Consider the following 21,781-nt stretch of genomic DNA (forward strand, 5'->3'; position numbering starts at 1 on the left):
GCGCCACTCCTCGAGCATCCGAGCTGTCCAGCCGGGCGAAGGCTCAACCCGTGCGATGTAATCACGGACCGCCGGAGACAGACCCCGAATCTGCGACGGCCGGTAACGGCGTGGGCGGCTGGGGAGCGTGGCACGTACCGCGCCTGCGGACCTACGCGGCATCGTCCTTTCGGAAGATCGTCATGCCGCCATCTTGGCACTCCTCGGACCTGCGCCGCCAGAGCGACAGGGCGCCTCCCGGAGGCAAGGCTCCGCCCCAGACCCCGGCGCCCCGTCGGGGATCAGGGGAGGTGATCTCTTCGCGGGCGCGCCGAGGGCAGCCAAACCGGCCGGCACCATCCGGTCGGTAGGGAGCCCTTGGTCAGGGAACACTGCTATTCGCCCGGGCTTTCCACAGCTCTTGCCGGGCGGGCGGGGTGCCGAGCTGCTCCAAGCCCCTGACAGCCAGGGATCGCAACGACTCCTCATCCTCGCTGTAAAGCTGCTCGGCGAGGGTGGGCAAGGCCAGCGGCGACCGAGCTTCACCGATGAGTTCGAGTAGCCAGCGGCGTAAGCCGTGATCGTCACGCTCGTCCTCGAACGCGGCAATCAGCTCTTCGACGTACTTGCCGAAGGCCTCTGTTTGGTGTTGCCGGTAGGCCAGCCTGGTGTACTTGCGCCACGCACCGCGGCTGTGCGGAACCGGGCACAGTAGGCGCGTGGACGATCGTGGGCTGGCGGCGGACGGGACGATCGCGCGCGAAGGCTCTTTGGAGAGAATCTCCGCCGAGTTCGCCCCCGTTGTCGAGGCTCTGCGGGTGCACGTCGCTGGGACTTTCGCTCGCCTGCACAGCGCTTACCTCTACGGCAGCATCCCGCGTGGCACCGCCGTCCCCGGGGTTTCCGACCTCGACGTCCTGCTCGCCCTCCACGACGAGCCCACCGACGCCGATCGCGCCGATGCCAGGCGGATCGAGGGCGCCCTCGACCGCGAGTTTCCCCAGATCAACGGCGTCGGCATTCAACTCGCCAGTGCCCGCACGCTCCTCAGCGACGCCGAGCGCCACGACGGCGGCTTCTTCGTCGCCTGCCTGTGCACGCCGCTCTTGGGCGACGACCTGGCCGAGCACCTGCCCCGCTATCGCCCCACCTCGCTGCTCGCGCGCGAGACGAACGGTGACCTCAGGACGCTGCTCCCGGGTTGGCGCGAGCGCGCCCAGACGGCGACGGACCACGAACGCCGCACCCTGAGCCGCTCGGTGGCGCGGCGCCTCGTGCGGACCGGGTTCACCCTGGTCATGCCCCGCTGGGGCGGCTGGACGAGCGACCTCGCCCGCTCCGCCGAGCTGTTCGGGCGCTACTACCCCGAGCGGCTCGAGCAGATGCGCACCGCTGCCCAGACCGCTCGCGAACCCACCGCCGATCCCGCGATCCTGGCGATGCTCATCGACAACCTCGGCCCTTGGCTCGCCGCCGAGTACACCGCCATCCACGGCGAACGGGCGCCCCGGCCCTGACGCGGCATACTGACGCCCGTGGCGAACCAGCCGGCCGACGAGCCCTTCCCGTTCCGCGGACGGGTCGTGTGGCTCACCCCGGAGCAGGGCGGTCGTCAAACCGGCCCACCGCGGCCCGACTTCTACGCGGCCAACGCCTTCGTGCCCCCGCACACCGCCCACTCGGGTCTCGCGTCCTTCGTGCTCCGGAACCTCGTCGCCGGAGCGCTGGTCACGCCGGCCGAGGCGCGCTGGTTGGTCGTGGAGAACTCGGGCCCGTACCGCATCGCGCCCGGGACGGTGGTCGTGGTCAGCGAGGGGCCCAAGCCGGTCGGCTACTTCCACGTCGAGGAAGTGCGGGCTTAGCGGCGTCACCCCGGCGTGAGCATTGCCCTGCGCGCCGCCCGTCCCCGGCTTAGCTTGGGCCGCATGGTGCGCCGTGTCCTTGTCACGACCTTGATCGCGCTCGCTGCTGCCGGCTGCTCGTCCGGTGGCGACGACCAGGCGCCCGACCCGGCGCCGCCCAACCCAGCGCAGCCCACTTCCGCGCCGCCGGTGTCCGCGGCGCCCACCAGCGCCGGTGCCTCGATCGTCGATGTGGCCTACCGGAACGGGCAGGTCGAGCCGGCGAACCTCGTGATCGCGGGGAAGGTCGGCCAGCCGCTCCAGGTGAACGTCTCCTCGGACCGCCCGGACGACATCGTGGTCGACGGCTACCCGGACGCGAACGCCGACGTCGACCCCACCGAGCCGGAGGACCTCGACGTCACCCCGAACCGCACCGGCACGTTCACCATCCGCCTCGCCGGCGCCAACGCCACCCTCGTCACCGTCGAGGTCAGCTGACCAGGCCACGCAGCGGCCCCGACAGCCGTGCGGCGAGCGACGCATCGACCCGGCCGGCCTCGGCGATCAGCAGCTCCACGACGACCCCGAACACGCGCCGCAGCTCGGCGGGCTCCACGGACCGGACCAGGGCGTCCGCGAACGGCGCCACGACCTCCGCCGGCAGGTCGTCCATCCCGCGCCCCTGCACGGCGCGCACCCCGTGCCGGAGGCAGGCCAGCGCGAGCACCTCGTCCCGCGCGCCGCTGATCATGTACTCCGCCTGCCACACCCGGCCCCGCGCGATCGACGACCGGGCGTGCAACGCGTACAGCCACGCCATCCCGACCACGTGCTCGGCCGACGGCGGCGAGATCCGCGGCAGGTCGTTCGGCTTCCCGAACAGCGTCCGAAATGTCGGACCGGTTGGCCCGAACTCGGACTCCGGCCAGAACGCGATGTCGACCTGCAGCGTGTCCGGCAGCAGGAACACCCGGAACACGCCGAGGTCCAGGTGGTGGACGGCGCCGTGGTCGCGGTACATCCGGTCGGTCCAGTCCGCCAGCACCTGATCGCGGTCGGCCGCCACCGCGAGCGCCAGGTCGATGTCCGACCACTGGTCCTCTCGTCCCACCGAAGCGGAACCGGTCAGAGCGGCGCCGCTGATCCGGTCGTCCGAGCGGGCCGACGCGATCAGCGAGTCGCGCAGCCGCGACCGGCTGTCAGGGGTGAACACGGTCCTCCTCCCGCGGGGCGCCGACCGTCCACCGCGCGGCCGCCCGCAACGCCAGCAGCAGCGGCACCGAACCGCTGTCGGTGAGCAACGCGGGCAGCGACGGCAGGTCCGCGCCGCCGGCCAGTTCCCGGCCGTACGCGGCGAGGTCGACTTCCACGAACCGCGTCGCGGCCGTGAACTCGCGCTCCGAGCGGTTCGGCCTGCGGGCCAGCAGGTCCTGCCGCGTCGCGGACAACTCCGTCAGCCCGAAGAACTCCGGCTTCGCGCCGCGGTCCATCCAGCGCGCGAACCCGGTGATCGTCGTGCGCACGATCTCGTCGCGGCGCAGCCCGGTCTCCTCGCACAGCTCGCGCTCCATCCCGGCGCGGACGACGTCGTGCAGGTCGTCCCCGTCGAGGTCACGCGGCTCCAGCGACCCACTGCCCGACGGGGCGAGCAGTGACTGGCTGGCCGAATTCCGGTTGGACTGGAGCACCACCAGTACCCAGCCGTCGGTCGTGACGGCCACCGTCGACACGCCGACGATGTCCGCCAGCCTGCTCTCGGCGAGCGTGTGCAGGCGGCCCGCGGTGTCGACCATCATCTGCCGCCGCAGGTCGAAGACCTCGTCGGTGTCCCGGCGGGCGATCCTCAGCGTGGCCAGCTCGTTCGAGCACTGGGCGTCGAAGAACCGGGTGCGCTGCAGCCGGATCGGCGCGCCGTGCCCGACCGACGGCAGCGGCTCGCCCCGCATCCCGACGACCTTGCCGTTGAACAGCAGCCGGCCGTGCGCGCGCAGCGGCAGCACGTACGGCGCGGTGGCCTTCAGCTCGGCGGGCAGGCGGTAAGTGTCCGGCGCGACCTCGACCGGGAACCGCTGTGTCCACAGTGCCCGGTCGATGGCGTCGCTGACCAGGGCGGTTCCACGTCCGGGCAGCTCGAGGTAGCGGGCTTCGGGGTAGCTCGCCGGGGGTGGCACGTCGGCGTGCGGGAACGGCGCGGCGATCGTGGCGAACTCCCAGGCGGCCCAGCGGCCGCGGAGCATCCGGACGTCGCGGGTGAGGGTCAGGACGCCGAGCACGAGCGCGATCACCGACAGCACGATGCCGACGGCGCTGGGCACGAGCGTGACCAGGCCGAGCAGCACGCCGAGGGCGGAGACGAACACCGGCCACTCGCGGGAACCGATGAACCAGAGGTAGTCGGCCTTCGCCCTGGCGCGGTTGGTCAGCTTGCCCATCGGTTCTGGTGTCTACCAGAAACCGGGTAACGATCCGGGCCAAATGATCGGGATCACCGCCCCGGCACGTGCGACGATCGCGCCGGACCGACGGGAGACGCAGATGTGGGAAAAGCGCATGGAGTGGCCGCTGACGGGCGTCGCGGTGCTGTTCCTCGGCGCCTACGCCTGGCCGATCCTCCAGCCGTCGCTCGGCAGCACCGGCCGGGTGTGGTGCGAGGTCGTCACGTGGCTGGCGTGGGGGCTGTTCGCGCTGGACTACGTCGTGCGACTGGTCCAGTCACCGGACAAGCCGCGATTTCTCCGCCGTCACGTGCTGGACCTCCTGGTCATCGTGCTCCCGCTGCTCCGCCCGCTGCGGCTGCTGCGCCTCGTCGCGATGCTGAACGTCCTCAACCGCACGGCCGCGCTCGCCCTGCGCGGGCGGATCGTCGTGTACTTCGTCGGCGCCACGGTGCTGATCGTCTTCTGCGCGGCGCTCGCCGTGCTCGAAGCGGAACGGCCGATCGAGGAGGCCGGCATCCGGAACTTCCCGGACGCGTTGTGGTGGGCGATCACGACGATCACGACCGTCGGCTACGGCGACCGCTACCCGGTGTCCGGCACCGGGCGGCTGATCGCGGTGGGGCTGATGGTCGCGGGCATCGCGCTGCTCGGCGTGGTGACGGCGACCTTCGCGTCGTGGCTGGTGCGCCGGGTGGAGGAGGTCGAGGCCGCGTCGCAGACCGTGACCCGCGCGGAGATCGCGGAGCTGAGCCGCGAGATCGCCGAACTGCGCGCCGCCCTCGCCGCGAGTGAGCGGAAGGAAACATGACGGTGCTGCTGCCGGGCTCGGCGCGCGTTGCGGTCACTGCTCCAGGCCAGCGGAGCGGGATGCGCAGCTTGTCGCTGAGTGCGACGCCGGACCGAAACGGGGGCCGGGGAACTGGTGGGGCTCGGATCAGCCGCCCGAGTGCATGTCCTCCGCTTCGGGCACCAGGTCGTCGTCCGGGTTGTCGAGCCAGCCGTGCGGCAGCGTGACCTTGCCGGGCGAGCCCTGGCGGCCGCGCGGGCCGAGGGCGTCCGCCGGGAAGGGCGCCTCGTGGTCCAGCTGGCCGATCAGCTCGTCCAGCTCGTCCATCGACGACACCATCGCGAACCGCCGGCGCAGCTCGGAGCCGACCGGGAAGCCCATGAAGTACCAGGCCATGTGCTTGCGCAGGTCGCGCATCGCCTTGTCGTGGCCGTCGTGCTGGACCAGCAGCTCCGCGTGCCGCCGCAGCACCTGGGCGACCTCACCCAGCCGCGGCCCCTCCGGGATCGGGCGGCCGGCGAACGCGGCCTCCAGCTCGCCGAACAGCCACGGCCTGCCGAGGCACCCGCGGCCGACCACCACGCCGTCGCACCCGGTCTCGGCCACCATCCGCAGCGCGTCGTCGGCCGTGAAGATGTCGCCGTTGCCCAGCACCGGGATGGTCTGCACGGCCTCCTTCAGCCGGGCGATCGCGCTCCAGTCGGCCTTGCCCGAGTAGCGCTGCGCGGCCGTGCGCGCGTGCAGCGACACCGCCGCCGCGCCCTCGGCCTCGGCGATGCGGCCTGCGTCGAGGAAGGTGTGGTGGTCGTCGTCGATGCCGATCCGGAACTTCACCGTGAACGGCACGCCCGCGGCCTCGGCCGCCTCCACCGATGCGCGCACGATCTGCGCGAACAGCTTGCGCTTGTACGGCAGCGCCGCGCCGCCGCCCTTGCGGGTGACCTTGGCGACCGGGCAGCCGAAGTTGCTGTCGATGTGGTCCGCGAGGCCCTCGCCGACGATGATCTTGACGGCTTCCCGCATCGTCTTCGGGTCCACGCCGTACAGCTGCATCGACCGCGGGTACTCGCCCTGGTCGAAGGCCATCATGTGCATGGTCCCGGGGTGCCGCTCGACGACGGCGCGGGCGGTGATCATCTCGCACACGTACAGCCCGGCGCCGTACTCGCGGCACAGCCGCCGGAACGCGACGTTCGTGATGCCGGCCATCGGCGCGAGCACCACCGGGGGATCGACCTCGTACGGGCCGATCTTCAGTGCGGGCTTGCTCAGGGTGGCGGTCACGTCCTCCATTGTCGCTGGTGACTCGCGCCACCCGCAGTCAGGCCTGTTCGACCGCCGGGATGTCGGCGGCGATCCGGGATTTCGGACGCGGCGCGGTGACCGTCCACAGGATCTTGCCGTCCGGCGAGGTGCCGCCCACGCAGGTCAGGCGACGGCACACCACCTGGGCGGCGTGACCGGTGGACCCGAGCTCGATCTTCAGGTGCGGGATGTCCACGGTGGGGCTCTGCAGCACCTGGTCCTCCGCGCGGCCGACCACGAGGCCGGTGAACCACAGCTGGTCGAAGCGCATCGACAGGACGCCCTCGAACAGCAGCTCTACCGGCTCGTCGGGGTTGTCGTCGGTGCGCAGGACCAGCTCCGAGTGCTCGACGCCGTAGCGCCAGACGCGGAAGGCCCGGGACGAGCTGAACAACGGCTCCGGCTGGTTCATGGCCCCAGTATGGGTCCTGATCAGCCGCGCCGCGGCCCAGCCGTCACCGGACCAGTTGACACCGGCTCACGCCAGCAGCTTCTCCAGCGCCCGCTTCGCGTCCGAGCCGTCGGACAGCGTCTTCATCGCCAGAAAATCGGCCAGCTCGGCCGCCGGGCGGTCCAGGTAGCGCCCGGCCCGGTGCGCGGCGTCCACCGCGTCCTCGGCGAGCCCGTGCGAGACCAGCAGCGACACCGCGTCCGGCCACTTCGGCGAGCCGATCAGGTCACGAATGGTCCGCACGCGCGGCTGCGACAGGCACGGGTCGTCGACCGTCCAGCTGTGCGTGCCGTGCCGCACCTCCGCCACCGGCCCGCCCGGGACGTGCACCTCGGCCCGCACGCCAGGCGGCACCACGACGTCGAGCGTCAGCTTCCCGTCCGCCCGGCGCCAGGCCACCGAAGCCGCACCGTAGGGCGTCTCGTGCCGGGCCGAGGCGTGGGTGAGCGCGGCGTCCGGCACCGGGCGCACGACGATCGACCGGTAGCCGGGCGCCGCGGCCGCCAGCCCGGCGACCGTGCGGTGCATCCAGTCGGCCACCGCGCCCAGCGCGTAGTGGTTGAACGAGGTCATCTCGCCCGGGTTGATCGAGCCGTCCGGCAGCATGCTGTCCCAGCGCTCCCAGATCGTCGTCGCGCCCATCGTCACCGGGTACAGCCACGACGGGCAGCCGCGTTCGAGCAGCAGCCGGTAGGCCAGCTCGGGATGGCCGGCCGTGGTGAGCGCGTCCGTGATGAGCGGCGTGCCCACGAATCCGGTCGCGATGCGGAAGCCGTTGGTCCGCACGAGATCAGCCAGTCGTCGACCCGCGACCGCCCGCTGCTCCGCCGTCGGCAGCAGTGCCCACTCGATCGCCTGCGCGTACACGGTCGGCGCGTCCGAGAGCACCCGGCCCGATCCGGTGACGTACTCCCGGGCGAACGCGGCGCGCGTCTGTTCGGACAGCGTCCGGTATTTCGAACCTTCCCGGCCGAGCACCTCGGCCGCCGCCGCCACGATCTCCGCGGACCGCGCGAGGTACGCCGTCGCGACCACGTCCGAGTCGGCCTTCGCGGCGAACGGGTCGTCCGGCGGCGCGGCCGGGTCCAGCCAGTCACCGAACTGGAACCCGCCCGCCCACACGCCGTCCGTGGTCAGCGACGCGATCTTGTCGACCCACCCGCGCATGCTGTCGAACTGCCGCGCGAGCACCTCCGCGTCGCCGAACCGCTGGTAGAGCACCCATGGCACGATCACCGCGGCGTCGCCCCAGGCCGTCGCGGTGGGGCTGTCGCCGGGCAGCACGTCCGGGATCACGAACGGCACCGCGCCGTCCGGGTGCTGGTCGGCGGCCAGGTCGGCGAGCCACGAGCGGAGGAACCCGGCGCAGTCGTAGAGGAAGGACGCGGTGGGTGAGAAGACCTGGATGTCGCCGGTCCAGCCGAGCCGCTCGTCGCGCTGCGGGCAGTCGGTCGGCACGTCCAGGAAGTTGCCGCGCATGCCCCACACGACGTTCTCGTGGAACTTCTCCAGGTCCGGGTCCGAGCAGCTGAACCAGCCGGTGCGCCGCAGGTCGCTGTGCACCACGACGGCCTCCAGGTCCTCGGCCCGCAGATCGTCCACTCCGGACACTTCCGCGTACCGGAACCCGTGGAACGTCAGGCTCGGCTCCAGCACGGTTTCGGTACCGCCGGGGAGGACGTAGGTGTCCGTCGCCTTCGCCGACCGCAGCGGCCGCACGCCGAGCTCGCCGTCCTCCAGCACCTCGGCGTGCCGCACGGTGACCTCGCGCGCGTCCCGCACCCGCAGCCGCACCCAGCCGACCACGTTCTGGCCGAAGTCGACCAGCGTCTTCCCGGACGGCGACGACCACACCCGCACCGCGGGCACCACCTCCGTCACACGCACCGGCGGCCCCTCGGGCGCGACGAGCCTGCTCAGATCGGCCTCGACGACCTCGACCTCGTCCACTTCGGACTCGGACAGCGTCAGGTCGGTGCGCTGCCCGTCGTACAGGTCGTCGGCGGTGATCCGGCTCTCCGTAGCCGACCACCGCTCGTCGGTGCCGATGACCTCGGTGGTGCCGTCGGCGTAGGTCACCTCCAGCTGGGCGAGCAACGCGAGGCGATCGCCGTAGAGCGCGCGGCGGCCGGACCAGGTGAGCCGTCCGCGGAACCAGCCGTTCCCGAGCAGGAACTCCAGGTCGTTGGTCCCCTCGCGGAGCAGCGAGGTGACGTCGTGGGTCTGGTAGCGCAGCCGGTGCTCGTAGCTGGTCCAGCCGGGCGCCAGCACCTGGTCACCGACCCGGGACCCGTTGATCGACGCCGTGTAGACGCCGTGCGCCGTCGCGTACAGCCGCGCGGACACGATCCCCGGCCGCAGCTCGACGCTGCGGGTGAGGATCGGCGCGCGCTGCCCGATGCCGCCGATCGTCCGTGGGCTGATGAACCGCGCCGACCAGTCTTCCGGGTGGAGCAGCCCGGTTTCCACGGTGGCCGGCTCGGACCACTCGTCGCCGACGCGCACCCGCACGGTCGCCCTGGTCCGCGACGGCAGCGGCTCGAACGGCCACGGCACCAGCGCCTGCTCGGCCGATTCGACCCGCACCGTCGCCGACCCGTTCAGCTCGACCTCGTACGCGGTCTGCGACCAGTCCGGGTCGTCGGTGCGCACCTGCCAGGACAGGCGTGGCGTGCCGGTGCCGATGCCCAGCGCGACGTCGTGGTGCTCGAAGCGGACGGCGGTGACGGTCAACGGTCGCTCTCCTTCTCGTGCTGTACCAGCCGCACCGGCCCGAACAGGCCCGTGCGGACCTGCCCGGCGGCCACGGCCATCGTGGGTGACGCGTCGTCGAGGTAGCCGGCGAGCGTGCCGCGGACGACGATTTCCAGTTCGTTGACGCCGTCCCGGATCGCATCCGAGATTTCGGACCGCCACGGGCCCCAGACCAGGCGGTCGACCAGCCGGCCGTTGACCACCACGTCGGCCGTGCCGCGCACCTCGCCGAGGTCGAGCACGACCCGGCCGGGCAGCGCTTCGAACGTGGTCCGGTACCGGACCAGGCCGCCCAGCGCGCGCAGCCCGAGGTCCTCCCAGCTGCGCAGTTCGACCGGCGCCTCGGCGGTCTCGACCTCGATCCCGGAGTCGAGCAGCGCCCCGCCCCGGCGGCCGTCGACCGCGCGGAACCGCAGCTCCACCGTGCTGCCCGCGGCGAGCGGCGCGGGGAAGCGCACGCGCTGGTCGACCGGCTTGTACTCGGCCTCGCCGACGCGCACCACGACGTCGAGGTCGGTCGGGATCCGCAGCGCCACCGCCCCGAGCGGGGCCGGGAAGGTCAGCGTCTCGGTGCGTTCCCCGGCCGGCGCGACGCCGGGGACCACTGGCACGACGACGTCGCCGGGCGCGGCGGCGGGTTCGAGCCAGTGCGCGCCGGGCAGCGGGTGCGGCCGCGCGTGCAGGCACAGGAACCGCGGATCGCGCCGGTGCAGGCGGCGCACCTCGCCCCAGTCCGGGCCGCTGACCAGTCGCGGGTCACGCGAATCCACCGCGACCGGTCCAGTCGTGACCAAGGTGAGCGTGTTCTCGCCGCGGCGGAGGTGCTCGCGCAGGTCGTAGGGGTGGATGCGGATCTCGCGAAAACCGGGGTAGGGGTTGAAGTCGCCCTGCCTGCCCACCTCGGCGCCGTTGACGAGCACCCGGCAGGCCTCCTCGCTCGCGACCTGCACGGTCGCGTCGGTGGGCACCTCGTCGAGGTGGAAGGTGCGGTTGATCTCCCCGCCCGCCAGCCATTCCGGCCGGCGGTAGCGCTCCGGATCGGTGACCGCCGCGAACGACGCCCGCAACGGCCCGTCCTGGTCCGCGGTGAACTCGATCTCCACGCACACCGTCCGGCCGGACGGCAGCGGGCTGAGCGACTGGTAGCCCGGCCCGTCGACCGGAACCTCCGCGCCGTCCACGAACACCCGTCGTGCCGCGCTCGCCCCGACGGCGAGGAACAGGCCGTCGCGCTCGGGAAGTGGCAGATACGTTCGTACACCGACCGTCTCCCCGGCCTCGACGTGCCGCCAGTCGAGGAATTCGTCGGGCACGTAACCCTTGGGCCCCAGCGCTTCCGCGTGACCGGGGTCGTCCCGGATGCCGCGGGACAGCGACCAGACCGCGGGCTGCCACCCGTCGCCGCCCCGGGCTTGCGCGAAGACGCCGTACCCGGCCAGCTCGTCACCCAGCCGCCAGACCTCCAACGGCAGCACGCCGGTGCGGGCGGGGGCGGCCAGGTCGCCGTGCCGGTTGTCCAGAGTGGACTCCGCACGGGCGCGCCAGCCGTCGAGGTGCACCGACCGGACCACGGGACCGGGCGGGGTGTGCGTCGCCTCCGGCAGGTCGTCGCCGAACACCAGCAACGTGATCGGGCCGTCGGTGAAGACGACCTCGACCTCGCCGTCCACGACTGGGACATCCGTGCGCTCCCCGGTGCGCGGGTTCCACTGCTGGGCACGGCCGGTCACTCCGGCCACGTGCGCCACCCGGTCCGACGGGGAGACGAACTCGTACCCGTCCTCGCGCAGCTGCCGCCAGTACTCCTCCCAGGGAAACCCCTGGTCCGTCCAGCCTTCGCGGTCGAGGTCGACGATCGGCGCCCGGGTGCCGCTGCGCTCGTCGTGCGCGGTGAGCAGCAGCACGTGCCGGTCGCCGTGCCGCCGGAGCAGGAACGGCACGTCGGACCGGATCCGGGATTTCGGAAGGACCGCGGGCACGTCCTCCGGCGAGCCGACCGTGACCGCGCCCTCGACCGGGCAGCTGCCGACGCAGACGACCGTCCCGCCGGCCGCGGCGAACTCCGCGAGCCGGGCGGCCGCGGCCGGGAGCAGCAGCTCGACGTCGGGCAGGACCACCGCCCGGTAGGTCTCCGGGCCGATCCGGAGCTCGCCGTCCGACACCTCCCCGGCGGCGATCGTGGCCTCGTCGAACGTGTCGTGGTCGATCCCGGCCCGCTCCAGCACACCGCGTTCCTCGGCGAACCACGTGCCGACACCGTTCAGCGCGTGGAACGAGGCCGCGGCCCGTTCGGCTGGCGGCAGCGGTCCGTCGAGCGTCAGGTAGGCCTGGGCGGTGCTGGTCGGCGACAGCAGCACGACGTCGCAGGAGTGCGTGCCCGCCGTCAGCACCGAGCACAACCGGCTCACCGCGCCGGCGAACTGGCCGTAGGCGGGCCAGTACGGCTGCCGCCAGCACGTCGACGGCGGCGCCCACTCCCACCAGCCGCCCGCGGTCGAGTAGTACACCGCGTGCGGGTCGTAGAGCGTGGCCCCGCGGCGCAGGAACGGCGCGAGCCAGTCGTAGGTCTCCTCCAGCGTGCCGCCCCAGCCCGACGAGTGGAACGCCTCGATCCAGGTGCGCGGGTGCCCGTGCGCGTGGGCGAGCGAGCTGTGCACCTTCGCGTCGCCCCAGTGGTCGCTGCCCGGCGCGCCGAACCCGGAGTGCGTGCCGAGGTAGTCGCCGTAGATCCGCACGCCGCCGACCGGGTCGCCTTCGCGGGCCGGGCTCGCCTGGTCGAAACCGCAGATCAGCCCGCGGTGGCTGAACCACTGAGCCAGTGGGTCGAAGAACGCCCGGCGCGCCAGGCGGGCACGGTGTTCCTGGTAGTCCCGGCGTACCCGGGCCGACTCGGCGTCCGCGCCCTCGTACAGCGCGGACAGCCGGGGCAGCAGGTCGTAGCCGTACTCGGCGGCGAAGGTCTCCGCGAAGTCGTGCCCCCACGTCGGCAGCGGGGGCAGCTCGTCCTGGAAGAACCCGGGGATCACCGTGCCGAACCAGCGCCCGACGTGTCGTTCCAGCTCGCCGTGCACCTGGTCGAGCAGGGCCGCGCAGGCGTCCGGGTTGAAGTAGTCGAAGCCGCTGACGTGGTGGCCGACCGTGCCGTCGGGGTTCCGGTGCAGGGCGAGCCCGGCGAACTCCGGGCTGGCCGCGGTGAGGCGGCCCTGGAAGTTCGCGCCGGAGAACCCGATCTGGTCGTACATCCACAGCTGGAACCCCAGCTCGGCGGCGTCCGCGCACGCGCCGTCCAGCAGCTCGATCCACTTAGGACTCAGGAACGGCGGGTCGTCCGCAAGCGAGCCGAACATCGGGCCGGTGGGCGCCAGGCACATCACCACCGCCTGCCGGACGCCCTGCGACACCAGCTGTTCCATCTGCCACCGGACCCGGTCCCCGGTGACCCGGCCGCCGCTCCACCACCAGATCGGCAGCGGGGAGAACTCGGGGCCGGGATCGGTGAACCGGGTCAGCAGCTCGTCGGAACTCATGCGGTGGCGCGCTCCGCCTCGATCTGCTCCAGCGACTTGCCGGACGTGTTGGGCATGAAGAAGAACCCGACGCCGCCGCTGATCACCAGGAACAGCGTGAGCAGGCCGCCTGCGACGGTGAACCCGCCGCTGGCCAGCGTCGGCAGGAAGAAGCTCCACACGCCGAGCAGCGTCCGGGCGACGCCGAAGGTGAAGCCCTGCGCGGTGCCGCGCAGCATCGTGGGGAACAGTTCCTGGCTCCACACCTTGTAGAACGCCTCACCGGCGAGCGAGCAGCCGACGCCGAACAACACGATGTTCGCGATGATCACCGGGATGTTGAACGGCAGCACCACGTAGATGCCGTAGGCGACGATCTGCATGATCGCGCCGATGCCCCACATCCACTTGCGCGTGTGGTGGCTGCGGTCGGCGAAGCGCATGAACACCAGCGTGGTGACCAGGATGCCGATCAGGAACCCGGCGCAGGACAACGCGACGCTGGCCGCCTGGCTGCCCGCGTTGAGCGTTTTGATGACGTACGGGGTGAAGATGCCGCCGGTGCCCGCCGCGATGTTCCAGAACACGTAGACGAGGCCGGTGAACAGCAGCGCCTTGAGGTGCGCGCCCTGGAAAAGCGCTTTCAGCTGGTACTTGACGTCCTTGGTGGACGACGCCGACGTCCAGCGCGCGGACTCGGACAGGCCGCGGCGCATCGCCCACGTCACCAGCGCGATGACGAACAGGTGCAGGAACACGATCCGCGTGCCGAGCAGGTCCAGCGGGGTGAGCGCGAGCGACAGCAACAGCACGATCACCGGGCCGAGGTTCCACGCGACCTGCGTGAACCCGAGCAGCTTCCCGCGCGCCTTCGACGGGGAGAACTCGCCCACCAGCGCCAGCGATGTCGGCACATCCGCGCCGACCGCGACACCGACGACGAAGGTGCCGATGAACAGCATCGGCGTGTTCACCGCGAGCGCGATGCACAGGATGCCTGCCGCGTAGACCAGCAGGTCGTACTTGTAGATCCGCTTCCGGCCCAGCTTGTCGCCCAGCCTGCCGCCGATGAACGCGCCGATCGCGCAGCCGATGGCGTTCGGGCCGATCGCGGCGAGCGCGCCCACCGCGCCGTCGGAGAGGCCGAGGTAGCTTTGGAAGAGGGCGAGACCCGCGCCGAGCGCGACGATGGAACCGGCATCCAGGTAGGAGGCCATGCCCGCGAGCACGGACCACCGCCACTGCTGGCGGGTGATCGTGCCGCCGTCCTCGACCGAGCTCGTGCCGACGGTTTCGCGTGAGGTCATGTGGTTCTCCTCGTCTTCGTTGACGCAGGACACATTTTGAAACGTATTAAGGACGCAGGTTAGCGTTTGAGTGGGGGAATAACAAGCTTCCGTTCGGCCCATTGAACGTTTCATGCGTGCTACGCTGTGGTCCCTGGGAGATCGAGGGGACGCATGGTTGGCATCAAGGATGTGGCCCGGCGCGCCGGGGTCTCCATCGGCACGGTGTCCAATGTGGTCAACCGGCCACACATCGTTTCCCCGGCCACCCGGTCACGTGTGCTGTCCGTGATCGAGGAGCTGGGGTACGTCCGCGACGAGTCCGCCCGGCAGCTCCGGGCCGGCCGCAGCCGCATCATGGCGCTGCTCGTCCTCGACCTGGCGAACCCGTTCTTCGTCGACGTCGCCCGCGGCGCCGAGCAGGCCGCGCACGACGCGGGCCTCAGCGTCATCACGTGCAACAGCGGGCAGCGCGTTGACCGCGAGGAGTCGTACCTGTCGCTGCTGGCCGAGCAGCGGGTGCGGGGGCTGCTGCTGAGCCCGGTCGACACGTCGGGTGCGGCGCTGGAGACCTTCCGCCGCAGCGGGATCCCGTACGTGTTCGTGGACCGGAAGGTGCCCGCGGACGAGGCGAGCTCGGTGTCGGTGGACGACCTCGCGGGCGGCGAGCTCGCCGGGCGGCACCTGCTGGAGACCGGGCACCGGCACGTCGCGTTCGTGAACGGGCCGCGGATACTCACGCAGTGCCGCGACCGGGAGCAGGGGCTGCGGACCGCCTTGGAGGGGTCCGGGGCGGAGCTGTCGGTGATCGAGACGAGCGAGCTGGACGTGGTGTCCGGGCGGGACGCCGGCGCGCGGCTGCTCGGGATGAGCCCCCGGCCGACGGCGGTGTTCTGCGCCAACGACCTGCTGGCGCTGGGTGTGCTGCAGGCGATGGTCGGCGCGGGCGTGCGGGTGCCGGACGAGATGGCGATCGTGGGCTACGACGACATCGAGTTCGCCGGTGCGGCTGCGGTCCCGCTGACGTCGGTGCGCCAGCCCGCGCGGCGGCTGGGGCAGACGGCGGCGGAGCTGCTGATCGCGGAGACGGCCGATCCGGAGAACCGGCCGCCGCACCGGTCGGTGGTGTTCAAGCCGGAGCTGGTCGTCCGGGCCTCGACGCAGTACCGCCGCTGAGCGGTTCGCAACCGCGGCGCCGGCTGGGGTGGCCGGGATGCCCCGGCCTGGGGCGAGGGCGCTCAGTGTTTGGCCACGTAGCGGCGCCAGAGCCGGCGCGGTTCCGGCTCGCGCGGGGCGGGCACCAGCAGGTGCGTCAGGCACTCCTCGCAGGTCCGGCCCGGCGGGGCCGTCATGGCGGCGGGGAGGAACCGCGCGCCGCACACCGCTTCCAGTTCCAGGCCGGGTGCCATGGCCGTGTCGGGGACCGCGTGCTCGGCCGTGCCGTCCGCGCTGGTCACCCAGACCGGGTGGTCGTCCGGGGTCGCTTCCACCGCTTCTCCCCTCCGCCGCTGCTCCGTCCGGGCCTACCCGCGGCCGTCCGGCTCATGCCGGATTCACCTGGCCGTGGCGGTCACCTCGGCCCGAACTCGAGGTTCAGGCAGGCCAGCCGCCCGCCCGCCGTCCCGGCGTGACCCGGGTCCGTGTGCGTGTGCGTCTCGTGGATCACGACCGAGCCGGGCAGCCGGTCGCCGTAGGTCCAGTCCACCCGCGACACGGCGAACCCGCTGCCGTTCGCGGAGGTGGTGAAGTCCAGCCAGATCTCGTTGTGCGGGTTGGCGTACGCGGGGTCGGTCGACGGCTGCACCGGGTCGGGAACGTGCTGGTAGTGCGGCCCCGAATCGTTCGGGGACGCGCCGCAGGGCTTGGTGTGGACGTGGGCGCCGTACTCGCGGCCGGGCAGCAGGCCGCGCACGGAAAGCGTGGTCAGCGTGCCCGTCACCGACGCGGTGAACGCCCGCGCGCTCGCCCCCTCCGGCACGAGGGCCGTGTTGTAGCGCACGACGGAGGCGCCGACGCCCATCTGCGCGGCGGGCGCGGCGGCGGCTTCGGCCGGCCAGAGGGCCGGCAGCGCGGCCGCGGCGAGGAGCAAGGGGACGATTCGCATGATGTTCCATTTATCGGTCATTCTGTGACCGCGCAAATCCTCCCATAGGCTGATCTCCGTGAACGGCCGTGACGAAGAGACCCCGAACCAGCGCCTCGCGCGCAACGTGAACGAACTCCTGGGCGAGCTGCGGGTCGCGCAGGCCGGGGTGCAGATCCTGTTCGGCTTCCTCCTGACGGTGGTGTTCACCGGCGAGTTCCGCGCGGCCAGCGGGTTCGAGAAGGCCGTGCACCTGGTCGCGGTCCTCCTCGCGGTCGTCTCCACGGCGCTGCTGTCCTCGCCCGCGGCGTGGCACCGGATCCTGTTCCGCGCGGGCCGCCGCGACGACATACTGCGCGCGGGCAACCGCGCCGTACTGGCCGGCCTGGTGTGCCTGGCGGCCGCGATCACCGCGACGGTGTCGCTGATCGCGAAGGTGGTCTACGGCCCGATCGCGATGGCCGTCGTCGGCGGGCTGGTCGGTGTCACCTTCGCCGTGCTGTGGTTCGTGGTCCCGAACTTCCTGTCCAACCACTCGGGCAACGACACGCGCCCGTCCCCGGTGCCGCCGAGCGACTCCGCGACGGCCGAATGACCGTCAGTACAACCGGTGCAGCCAGGCGCGCCAGATCAGCGCCGTCGGCACCACGGAAGTGAACACGGTTCCGATCACGAACAGGATCACTGCCTGTGACTGGGCCGCCGCTACGAGCAGGAACAGCCCCAGCACGGGCGAGCAGAGGATCCCGAGCACGGACAGCAGGATGCCGGACACGCGCATCGGCCGTAGTTCGGCAAGCCGCTGCGCCAGCCGTGGGTTTTCGGCGGCCAGTTGCCGCTCGATCTCCGAGAGCCGTCGCTGTTCTTCACCGTGGAGTGCCATCGCCTGCACCGCCTCTACCGACCAGTATCGCTCGCCGACGGGTCCTTGTCACGATGTGATCTGCGCTGTGCTTTGGCTGTCGTTCCGTGCGCCCTCACGGTGAGTAGGTAATATTACCTCCCGTTAACCCGATCGCGGGAACCAAAGGGCGAGGGGAGAGCGTCCGATCCTGCGAGAACGAACCGTGTGGGAGTGCACACGCGGGCGAGGGAGAAGGTGCTGTTGATGAGCAAGACCGACGAGCGCGTCATCGGTGACACGCCGATCTTCGAGGCGCTGCGCGAGGAGTTCGACTTCGACCGCCTGCTCGAGGACCTGGTCGAGGAGCCGAAGCAGGCCGAGTGAGACGTTACGGTGGTGGCTGTGAGCGGTGATCCCGGCACGGCCACCACCACTCGCCGATCGCAGGCCCCCGTCGTGGCGGCCGTGGCGGTCGGCGGTGGGATCGGTGCGCTGGCCAGATACGAACTGGCCACCACCTGGCCCACGGCCCCGGGCCACTTCCCCTGGACCACGTTCGCCATCAACGTCAGCGGCTGCCTGCTGATCGGCGTCCTGATGGTGCTGGTCACCGAGGTCCGCGTGGCGCATCCCCTGGTCCGGCCCTTCCTCGGGGTCGGCGTCCTCGGCGGGTTCACCACGTTTTCCACCTACGCCGTGGAGATCCACGGGCTGCTGAAGCCCGGCTCGGCGGGCGTCGCGCTCGCCTACCTCGGCGGCACGCTCCTCGCGGCTGGGCTCGCGGTCCTCACCGGGGTCGCCGTCACGCGCCGGCTGGCAGGCCGATGACGGCCGTCCTCGTCGTCGCCGGCGCGCTGGTCGGCGCGCCCCTGCGCTACCTCACCGACCGCGCTGTGCGGTCCCGGCACGACGGCCCGTTCCCGTGGGGCACGCTGCTGGTCAACCTGGCCGGATGCCTGGTGCTCGGCGGCCTCACCGGCGCCGGCACCGCGTTGCCCGCCCCGCTGCTCGCGCTGCTCGGCACCGGTTTCTGCGGCGCGCTGACCACCTACAGCACGTTCAGCTACGAGACGTTGCGGCTGGTCGAGCAGAAGGCGTACTTCTACGCGGCGATGAACATCGTGGTCAGCGTCGCGGCCGGGATCGGTGGCGCGTATGCCGGATTTGCCGCTGTGCAGGCGTTTTTGGCGGTGTGACGAGGACCTCGCGCCGTGCCAGGCTGACGCCATGACCGATGCGATGCGGGCCGAGACCGTCAGGATCACCGGGCACGGTGGCGACGAGATCGAGGCCTACCTGGCCACGCCACTGGACCCGGCGCCACGCGGCGGGGTGGTGGTGATCCACCACATGCCCGGCTACGACGAGGCGACCAAGGAGATCGTGCGGCGCTTCGCCGTCCACGGCTACCACGCGATCTGCCCCAACCTCTACTGGCGCGAGGCGCCGGGCGCGGACCCCGACGACGCCGCCGCGACCGCCCGCGCCCAGGGCGGCGTCCCGGACGAGCGGCTCGTCGGGGACGTCGAGGGCGCGGCGAACCACCTGAAGGGGCTGGACGGCGCCAACGGCAAGATCGGCGTGATCGGCTACTGCTCCGGCGGGCGGCAGACGTTCCTGACCGCGTGCAGCATCCGGATCGACGCCGCGGTCGACTGCTACGGCGCGTTCGTCGTCAACGACCCGCCGCCGCAGATGGCCGGGATGAAGCCGCTGCTGGGGCTCGCGCCGCAGCTGTCGTGTCCGCTGCTCGGGCTGTTCGGCGCCGAGGACAAGTTCCCCTCGCCCGAGGAGGTCGCGACGCTGTCCGCCGAGCTCGACCGGCTGGGCAAACCACACGAGTTCCACACCTACGAAGGCGCGGGGCACGCGTTCTTCGCCGTCGACCGGCCCAGCTACCGCCCGGAGGCCGCGGTCGACGGGTGGCGGCGGGTCTTCGACTTCTTCGGCGAGCACCTGGTTTGAGGAGAGACGACATGTGCACCTACCTGACCGAGCAGATCGAGATCGACGGCAGCGGCAAGTCGGCGCGGGGGTGGATCCCGCTGACGCACGCCTCGGTGTACGTCGACCACCCGACGCACGCGCAGTACGCGCACACGGTGAACATCGACTTCCTCAACCCGGCGGAGGGGCCGTCGGCGCGGGTGCCGGTGGAGCTGACCGAGGAGGCCGCGCTGGCACTGGCGGACGCGATCCACCGGGCGATCGCCTCCGCGCCGAAGGGGCTCGCCTCGGCGAAGCAGCCGATGTGACTGTCGAGGACGGGCTGCCGACGGTGCGCCACGCTCTCGGCAGCCCCCAGGGCGGTTTGACCAGTCGAACTCGGGGACCGCAGTGGGCGAGAACTCCTCTGAAGTTGTGCGGCCAACCGCAGATGTGACCGGATAAGCCCATGGCGTACCGCACTCTGGGATGACCTGGGCGAATGGTTCACGGAGTCTTAACGTTGTCCGTGGTTGACCCCCATGGCCCGTTTTGGAGTGCTCTGTGTCCGCTGTCACCGACCGGCCCCCGGCCGGCAACTTCCTGCTGCGCTCGCCCACCTCGTGCGCCGCGCCGATTCCGGAGCCGGAGGCGCCCGTCCGCTGGGTGCCGCTCGCGATCTCGGCCGCCGGGTCCGTCGCGCTGAGCTGGTACGTCTGGGCCACCTACGGCGGCAAGTTCGGCGCGCTGCTGGTCATAGGGCTGTTCCTCGGCCTCGCGCTGTACCACTCGCGCTTCGGCTTCACCTCCGCGTGGCGGCAGCTCATCGCGGTCGGCAACGGTGAGGGCCTGCGTGCCCACGCCCTGCTGCTCGGCACCGCCGCGACCCTGATCGCCCTGCTCATCGGCACCGGCACCGGCCTGTTCGGCACCACGCCGAAGGCCACCGCGGGACCGATCGGGCTCGCGTTGTTCGTCGGCGCCGCGTTGTTCGCCGTCGGCATGCAGCTCGGGGGCGCGTGCGCGTCCGGCACGCTATTCGCGGTCGGGTCCGGGCAGTCGTCGATCGTGCTCACGCTGGGCGGGTTCATCGCCGGATCGGTCCTCTACACCTGGGCGTTCCCGCTCTTCGACGGCTGGCCGCAGGTGTCCGGCGTGCTGCTCGCCGACCACGTCGGCTGGTTCGGCTCGTGGGCCATCACCATCGCGGTGCTCGGGCTGGTCGTCGTCGCGACGCGGGTGGTCCAGGCGCGCCGCAACCCGCCGCCGGTCGGCGTTCCGCCCACCGCGAAGGGCTTCGCCCGCGTGTTCCGCGGGTCGTGGCCGCTGCTCGTCGGCGCGGTCGTGCTGGCCGTGCTCGCCGCCGCGGTCGTGCTCGTCTCGGGTGGCACCTGGGGCGTCACGTTCGCCTTCGCCCTGTGGGGCGCGAAGTTCCTGCAGCTGATCGGCCTGCACCCGGAAACCTGGGAGTTCTGGCAGACCACGAGCAACGCCAAGTCGCTGGCGAGTCCGATCTGGACGGACAAGACCAGCCTCACCGACATCGGCATCATCCTGGGCGCCGCCGTCGCCGCCGCGGCCGCGGGAACCTGGAAGATCCACTCGGAGATCCCGTGGCGCACGGCGATCGCGTCCGTCCTCGGTGGAATCCTGATGGGCATCGGCGCCCGGCTCGCCGGCGGCTGCAACATCGGCGCCTACCTGGCCGGAATCTCCACCGGCAGCCTGCACGGCTGGCTGTGGGGCATCTTCGCGCTGGGCGGCACGTGGATCGGCCTGAAGCTGCGGCCGCTGTTCGGGCTCGCCAACCCGAAGCCGGCCGACTCGATCTGCTGACGTTCCCAAGCCCTGGAATGGCAGGACAACCGCCGGGTTGTCCTGCCATTCTTCGTTGCGGGGAAGGAAAATCCCCGACAGAGAAAGGTGGGAACATGAAGAAGACCGTGATCCGGGGCCTCGTCGCGAGCGCCCTCGCCGGGGCGGCCGTGCTCGGCGCCGCGGCACCCGCGCTGGCCGCTCCCGCGCCGGGCGACGTGGCCGTGGTGGACGAGCCGGACACGACCAACCTCGACAACGCCTACACCTTCGCGCCGCTGGGCGTGCCGGTGATCGGCCTGGTCCGCTCGATCAACGCGGCGCCGGGCAAGCTGCTGCCGAGCTTCGGCTGAGGTTGAACACGGAGGAGCCCCGCGCCACCCACCTGGCGCGGGGCTCTTTCTGTTTGGACCGCTGGCACTGCCTGGCGCGGGGTCATGGACCGCCGCCTGCCGCCGGGCTGCGGCGGCGCCGGGCCCGCACACGAAAGAGCCCCGCGCCACCCACCTGGCGCGGGGCTCCTCCTGGTCCCGCTCAGCCCGCCAGTTCGGTCAGCAGGCCGTAGACCGGGGCCAGCACCGTGGTCGGCGCCCCGATCGTCGGGTCGAGCAGGGGGCCCGCGTCGGCTCCCGGGACGAGCCAGATCGGCACCTCGTCGGCGCTCGCGACGCCGCCGCCGAGCCCCAGCGCCGCGGCTGCGATCACGCCGCCCGCCAGCACCCTCGCCACACTCCTGCGCACTTGCACTCTCCTTTCTGCTCCG

At 71.8% G+C, this 21,781-nt stretch carries 24 protein-coding genes; 12 read left to right on the top strand and 12 right to left on the bottom strand.

Going from position 1 to position 21,781, the window contains the following annotated elements; translation table 11 throughout:
• Positions 1-361 precede the first annotated feature (361 nt).
• Positions 362-760, bottom strand: coding sequence for a HEAT repeat domain-containing protein (locus ABZ193_RS03760; protein ID WP_354708819.1), 399 nt, complete (start codon positions 758-760; stop codon positions 362-364).
• On the opposite strand from ABZ193_RS03760, the gene ABZ193_RS03765 reads away from it, so the two are divergent.
• The 3 genes from ABZ193_RS03765 to ABZ193_RS03775 all read left to right on the top strand — a co-directional run bounded on the left by ABZ193_RS03765 (position 699) and on the right by ABZ193_RS03775 (position 2,321).
• Complete coding sequence (locus tag ABZ193_RS03765; protein WP_354708768.1) at positions 699-1,496, top strand: nucleotidyltransferase; 798 nt, start codon at positions 699-701, stop codon at positions 1,494-1,496. The genes ABZ193_RS03760 and ABZ193_RS03765 overlap by 62 nt on opposite strands.
• 18 nt (positions 1,497-1,514) lie before the next feature.
• Positions 1,515-1,841: a hypothetical protein gene (locus tag ABZ193_RS03770; RefSeq protein ID WP_354708769.1), complete on the top strand. Its 327-nt coding sequence runs from the start codon at positions 1,515-1,517 to the stop codon at positions 1,839-1,841.
• Between the two features lie 63 nt (positions 1,842-1,904).
• Entirely contained in the window at positions 1,905-2,321 is a 417-nt protein-coding gene (locus ABZ193_RS03775; RefSeq protein ID WP_157358554.1) for a hypothetical protein, read from the top strand.
• Here the strand turns inward: ABZ193_RS03775 and ABZ193_RS03780 are convergent.
• Together ABZ193_RS03780 and ABZ193_RS03785 are read right to left on the bottom strand one after the other, a co-directional pair.
• On the bottom strand, positions 2,314-3,036 hold the full coding sequence (locus tag ABZ193_RS03780; protein ID WP_354708771.1) for a nucleotidyltransferase domain-containing protein: 723 nt from the start codon (positions 3,034-3,036) through the stop codon (positions 2,314-2,316). The genes ABZ193_RS03775 and ABZ193_RS03780 overlap by 8 nt on opposite strands.
• The gene (locus tag ABZ193_RS03785; protein ID WP_354708773.1) at positions 3,023-4,255 is read right to left on the bottom strand and encodes a hypothetical protein; all 1,233 of its coding nucleotides are present in this window, start codon (positions 4,253-4,255) and stop codon (positions 3,023-3,025) included. The genes ABZ193_RS03780 and ABZ193_RS03785 overlap by 14 nt, the downstream gene beginning before the upstream one ends.
• 43 nt (positions 4,256-4,298) lie before the next feature.
• On the opposite strand from ABZ193_RS03785, the gene ABZ193_RS03790 reads away from it, so the two are divergent.
• Positions 4,299-5,069, top strand: a complete 771-nt coding sequence (locus ABZ193_RS03790) for a potassium channel family protein (RefSeq protein ID WP_354708774.1) — start codon at positions 4,299-4,301, stop codon at positions 5,067-5,069.
• Positions 5,070-5,195: 126 nt separating this feature from the next.
• Here ABZ193_RS03790 and dusB read toward each other — a convergent pair whose 3' ends face one another.
• From dusB to ABZ193_RS03815, 5 genes are all read right to left on the bottom strand, one after another.
• The gene (gene dusB / locus ABZ193_RS03795) at positions 5,196-6,341 is read right to left on the bottom strand and encodes a tRNA dihydrouridine synthase DusB (RefSeq protein ID WP_237335578.1); all 1,146 of its coding nucleotides are present in this window, start codon (positions 6,339-6,341) and stop codon (positions 5,196-5,198) included.
• A gap of 28 nt (positions 6,342-6,369) precedes the next feature.
• On the bottom strand, positions 6,370-6,765 hold the full coding sequence (locus ABZ193_RS03800) for a hypothetical protein (RefSeq protein ID WP_017985613.1): 396 nt from the start codon (positions 6,763-6,765) through the stop codon (positions 6,370-6,372).
• Positions 6,766-6,831: 66 nt separating this feature from the next.
• Positions 6,832-9,537, bottom strand: coding sequence for a family 78 glycoside hydrolase catalytic domain (locus ABZ193_RS03805; protein ID WP_354708775.1), 2,706 nt, complete (start codon positions 9,535-9,537; stop codon positions 6,832-6,834).
• Complete coding sequence (locus ABZ193_RS03810) at positions 9,534-13,085, bottom strand: hypothetical protein (protein WP_354708777.1); 3,552 nt, start codon at positions 13,083-13,085, stop codon at positions 9,534-9,536. Before ABZ193_RS03810 ends, ABZ193_RS03805 begins: the two co-directional genes overlap by 4 nt.
• Complete coding sequence (locus ABZ193_RS03815; RefSeq protein WP_354708778.1) at positions 13,082-14,371, bottom strand: MFS transporter; 1,290 nt, start codon at positions 14,369-14,371, stop codon at positions 13,082-13,084. The genes ABZ193_RS03810 and ABZ193_RS03815 overlap by 4 nt, the downstream gene beginning before the upstream one ends.
• A 153-nt stretch (positions 14,372-14,524) precedes the next feature.
• Here ABZ193_RS03815 and ABZ193_RS03820 point away from each other — a divergent pair, with 153 nt between their 5' ends.
• Positions 14,525-15,526, top strand: a complete 1,002-nt coding sequence (locus ABZ193_RS03820) for a LacI family DNA-binding transcriptional regulator (protein ID WP_237335582.1) — start codon at positions 14,525-14,527, stop codon at positions 15,524-15,526.
• A gap of 62 nt (positions 15,527-15,588) precedes the next feature.
• Here ABZ193_RS03820 and ABZ193_RS03825 read toward each other — a convergent pair whose 3' ends face one another.
• Positions 15,589-15,840: a hypothetical protein gene (locus ABZ193_RS03825; protein ID WP_020418324.1), complete on the bottom strand. Its 252-nt coding sequence runs from the start codon at positions 15,838-15,840 to the stop codon at positions 15,589-15,591.
• A gap of 80 nt (positions 15,841-15,920) precedes the next feature.
• Positions 15,921-16,454: a superoxide dismutase gene (locus ABZ193_RS03830; protein WP_354708780.1), complete on the bottom strand. Its 534-nt coding sequence runs from the start codon at positions 16,452-16,454 to the stop codon at positions 15,921-15,923.
• 58 nt (positions 16,455-16,512) lie between these two features.
• On the opposite strand from ABZ193_RS03830, the gene ABZ193_RS03835 reads away from it, so the two are divergent.
• Positions 16,513-17,028 carry a DUF6328 family protein gene (locus tag ABZ193_RS03835; protein ID WP_020418322.1) on the top strand — a complete coding sequence of 172 codons (516 nt, stop codon included), beginning with the start codon at positions 16,513-16,515 and terminating at the stop codon, positions 17,026-17,028.
• 3 nt (positions 17,029-17,031) lie between these two features.
• On the opposite strand, the gene ABZ193_RS03840 is transcribed toward ABZ193_RS03835, so the two are convergent.
• On the bottom strand, positions 17,032-17,316 hold the full coding sequence (locus ABZ193_RS03840) for a DUF3040 domain-containing protein (protein ID WP_037324126.1): 285 nt from the start codon (positions 17,314-17,316) through the stop codon (positions 17,032-17,034).
• A gap of 417 nt (positions 17,317-17,733) precedes the next feature.
• On the opposite strand from ABZ193_RS03840, the gene crcB (ABZ193_RS03845) reads away from it, so the two are divergent.
• The 6 genes from crcB (ABZ193_RS03845) to ABZ193_RS03870 all read left to right on the top strand — a co-directional run bounded on the left by crcB (ABZ193_RS03845) (position 17,734) and on the right by ABZ193_RS03870 (position 21,371).
• Positions 17,734-18,105, top strand: coding sequence for a fluoride efflux transporter CrcB (crcB, locus tag ABZ193_RS03845; protein ID WP_354708820.1), 372 nt, complete (start codon positions 17,734-17,736; stop codon positions 18,103-18,105).
• Positions 18,102-18,473, top strand: coding sequence for a fluoride efflux transporter CrcB (gene crcB, locus ABZ193_RS03850; protein ID WP_354708782.1), 372 nt, complete (start codon positions 18,102-18,104; stop codon positions 18,471-18,473). The genes crcB (ABZ193_RS03845) and crcB (ABZ193_RS03850) overlap by 4 nt, the downstream gene beginning before the upstream one ends.
• Before the next feature lie 31 nt (positions 18,474-18,504).
• Positions 18,505-19,242: a dienelactone hydrolase family protein gene (locus ABZ193_RS03855; protein WP_354708784.1), complete on the top strand. Its 738-nt coding sequence runs from the start codon at positions 18,505-18,507 to the stop codon at positions 19,240-19,242.
• Between the two features lie 11 nt (positions 19,243-19,253).
• A complete protein-coding gene (locus ABZ193_RS03860; protein WP_017985600.1) occupies positions 19,254-19,532 on the top strand; it encodes a DUF6295 family protein in 279 nt (92 codons plus the stop codon).
• A gap of 235 nt (positions 19,533-19,767) precedes the next feature.
• Positions 19,768-21,039 carry a YeeE/YedE family protein gene (locus ABZ193_RS03865; protein WP_020418316.1) on the top strand — a complete coding sequence of 424 codons (1,272 nt, stop codon included), beginning with the start codon at positions 19,768-19,770 and terminating at the stop codon, positions 21,037-21,039.
• A gap of 95 nt (positions 21,040-21,134) precedes the next feature.
• On the top strand, positions 21,135-21,371 hold the full coding sequence (locus ABZ193_RS03870; protein WP_020418315.1) for a hypothetical protein: 237 nt from the start codon (positions 21,135-21,137) through the stop codon (positions 21,369-21,371).
• Positions 21,372-21,552: 181 nt separating this feature from the next.
• Here the strand turns inward: ABZ193_RS03870 and ABZ193_RS03875 are convergent, their stop codons facing one another.
• Positions 21,553-21,759 (bottom strand): hypothetical protein, encoded by a 207-nt coding sequence (locus ABZ193_RS03875; RefSeq protein ID WP_039791504.1) that lies wholly within the window; start codon positions 21,757-21,759, stop codon positions 21,553-21,555.
• Positions 21,760-21,781 lie beyond the last annotated feature (22 nt).

Origin of the sequence: Amycolatopsis sp. NPDC006125, assembly GCF_040614195.1 — a bacterium.
Taxonomy (GTDB): domain Bacteria; phylum Actinomycetota; class Actinomycetes; order Mycobacteriales; family Pseudonocardiaceae; genus Amycolatopsis_E; species Amycolatopsis_E tucumanensis.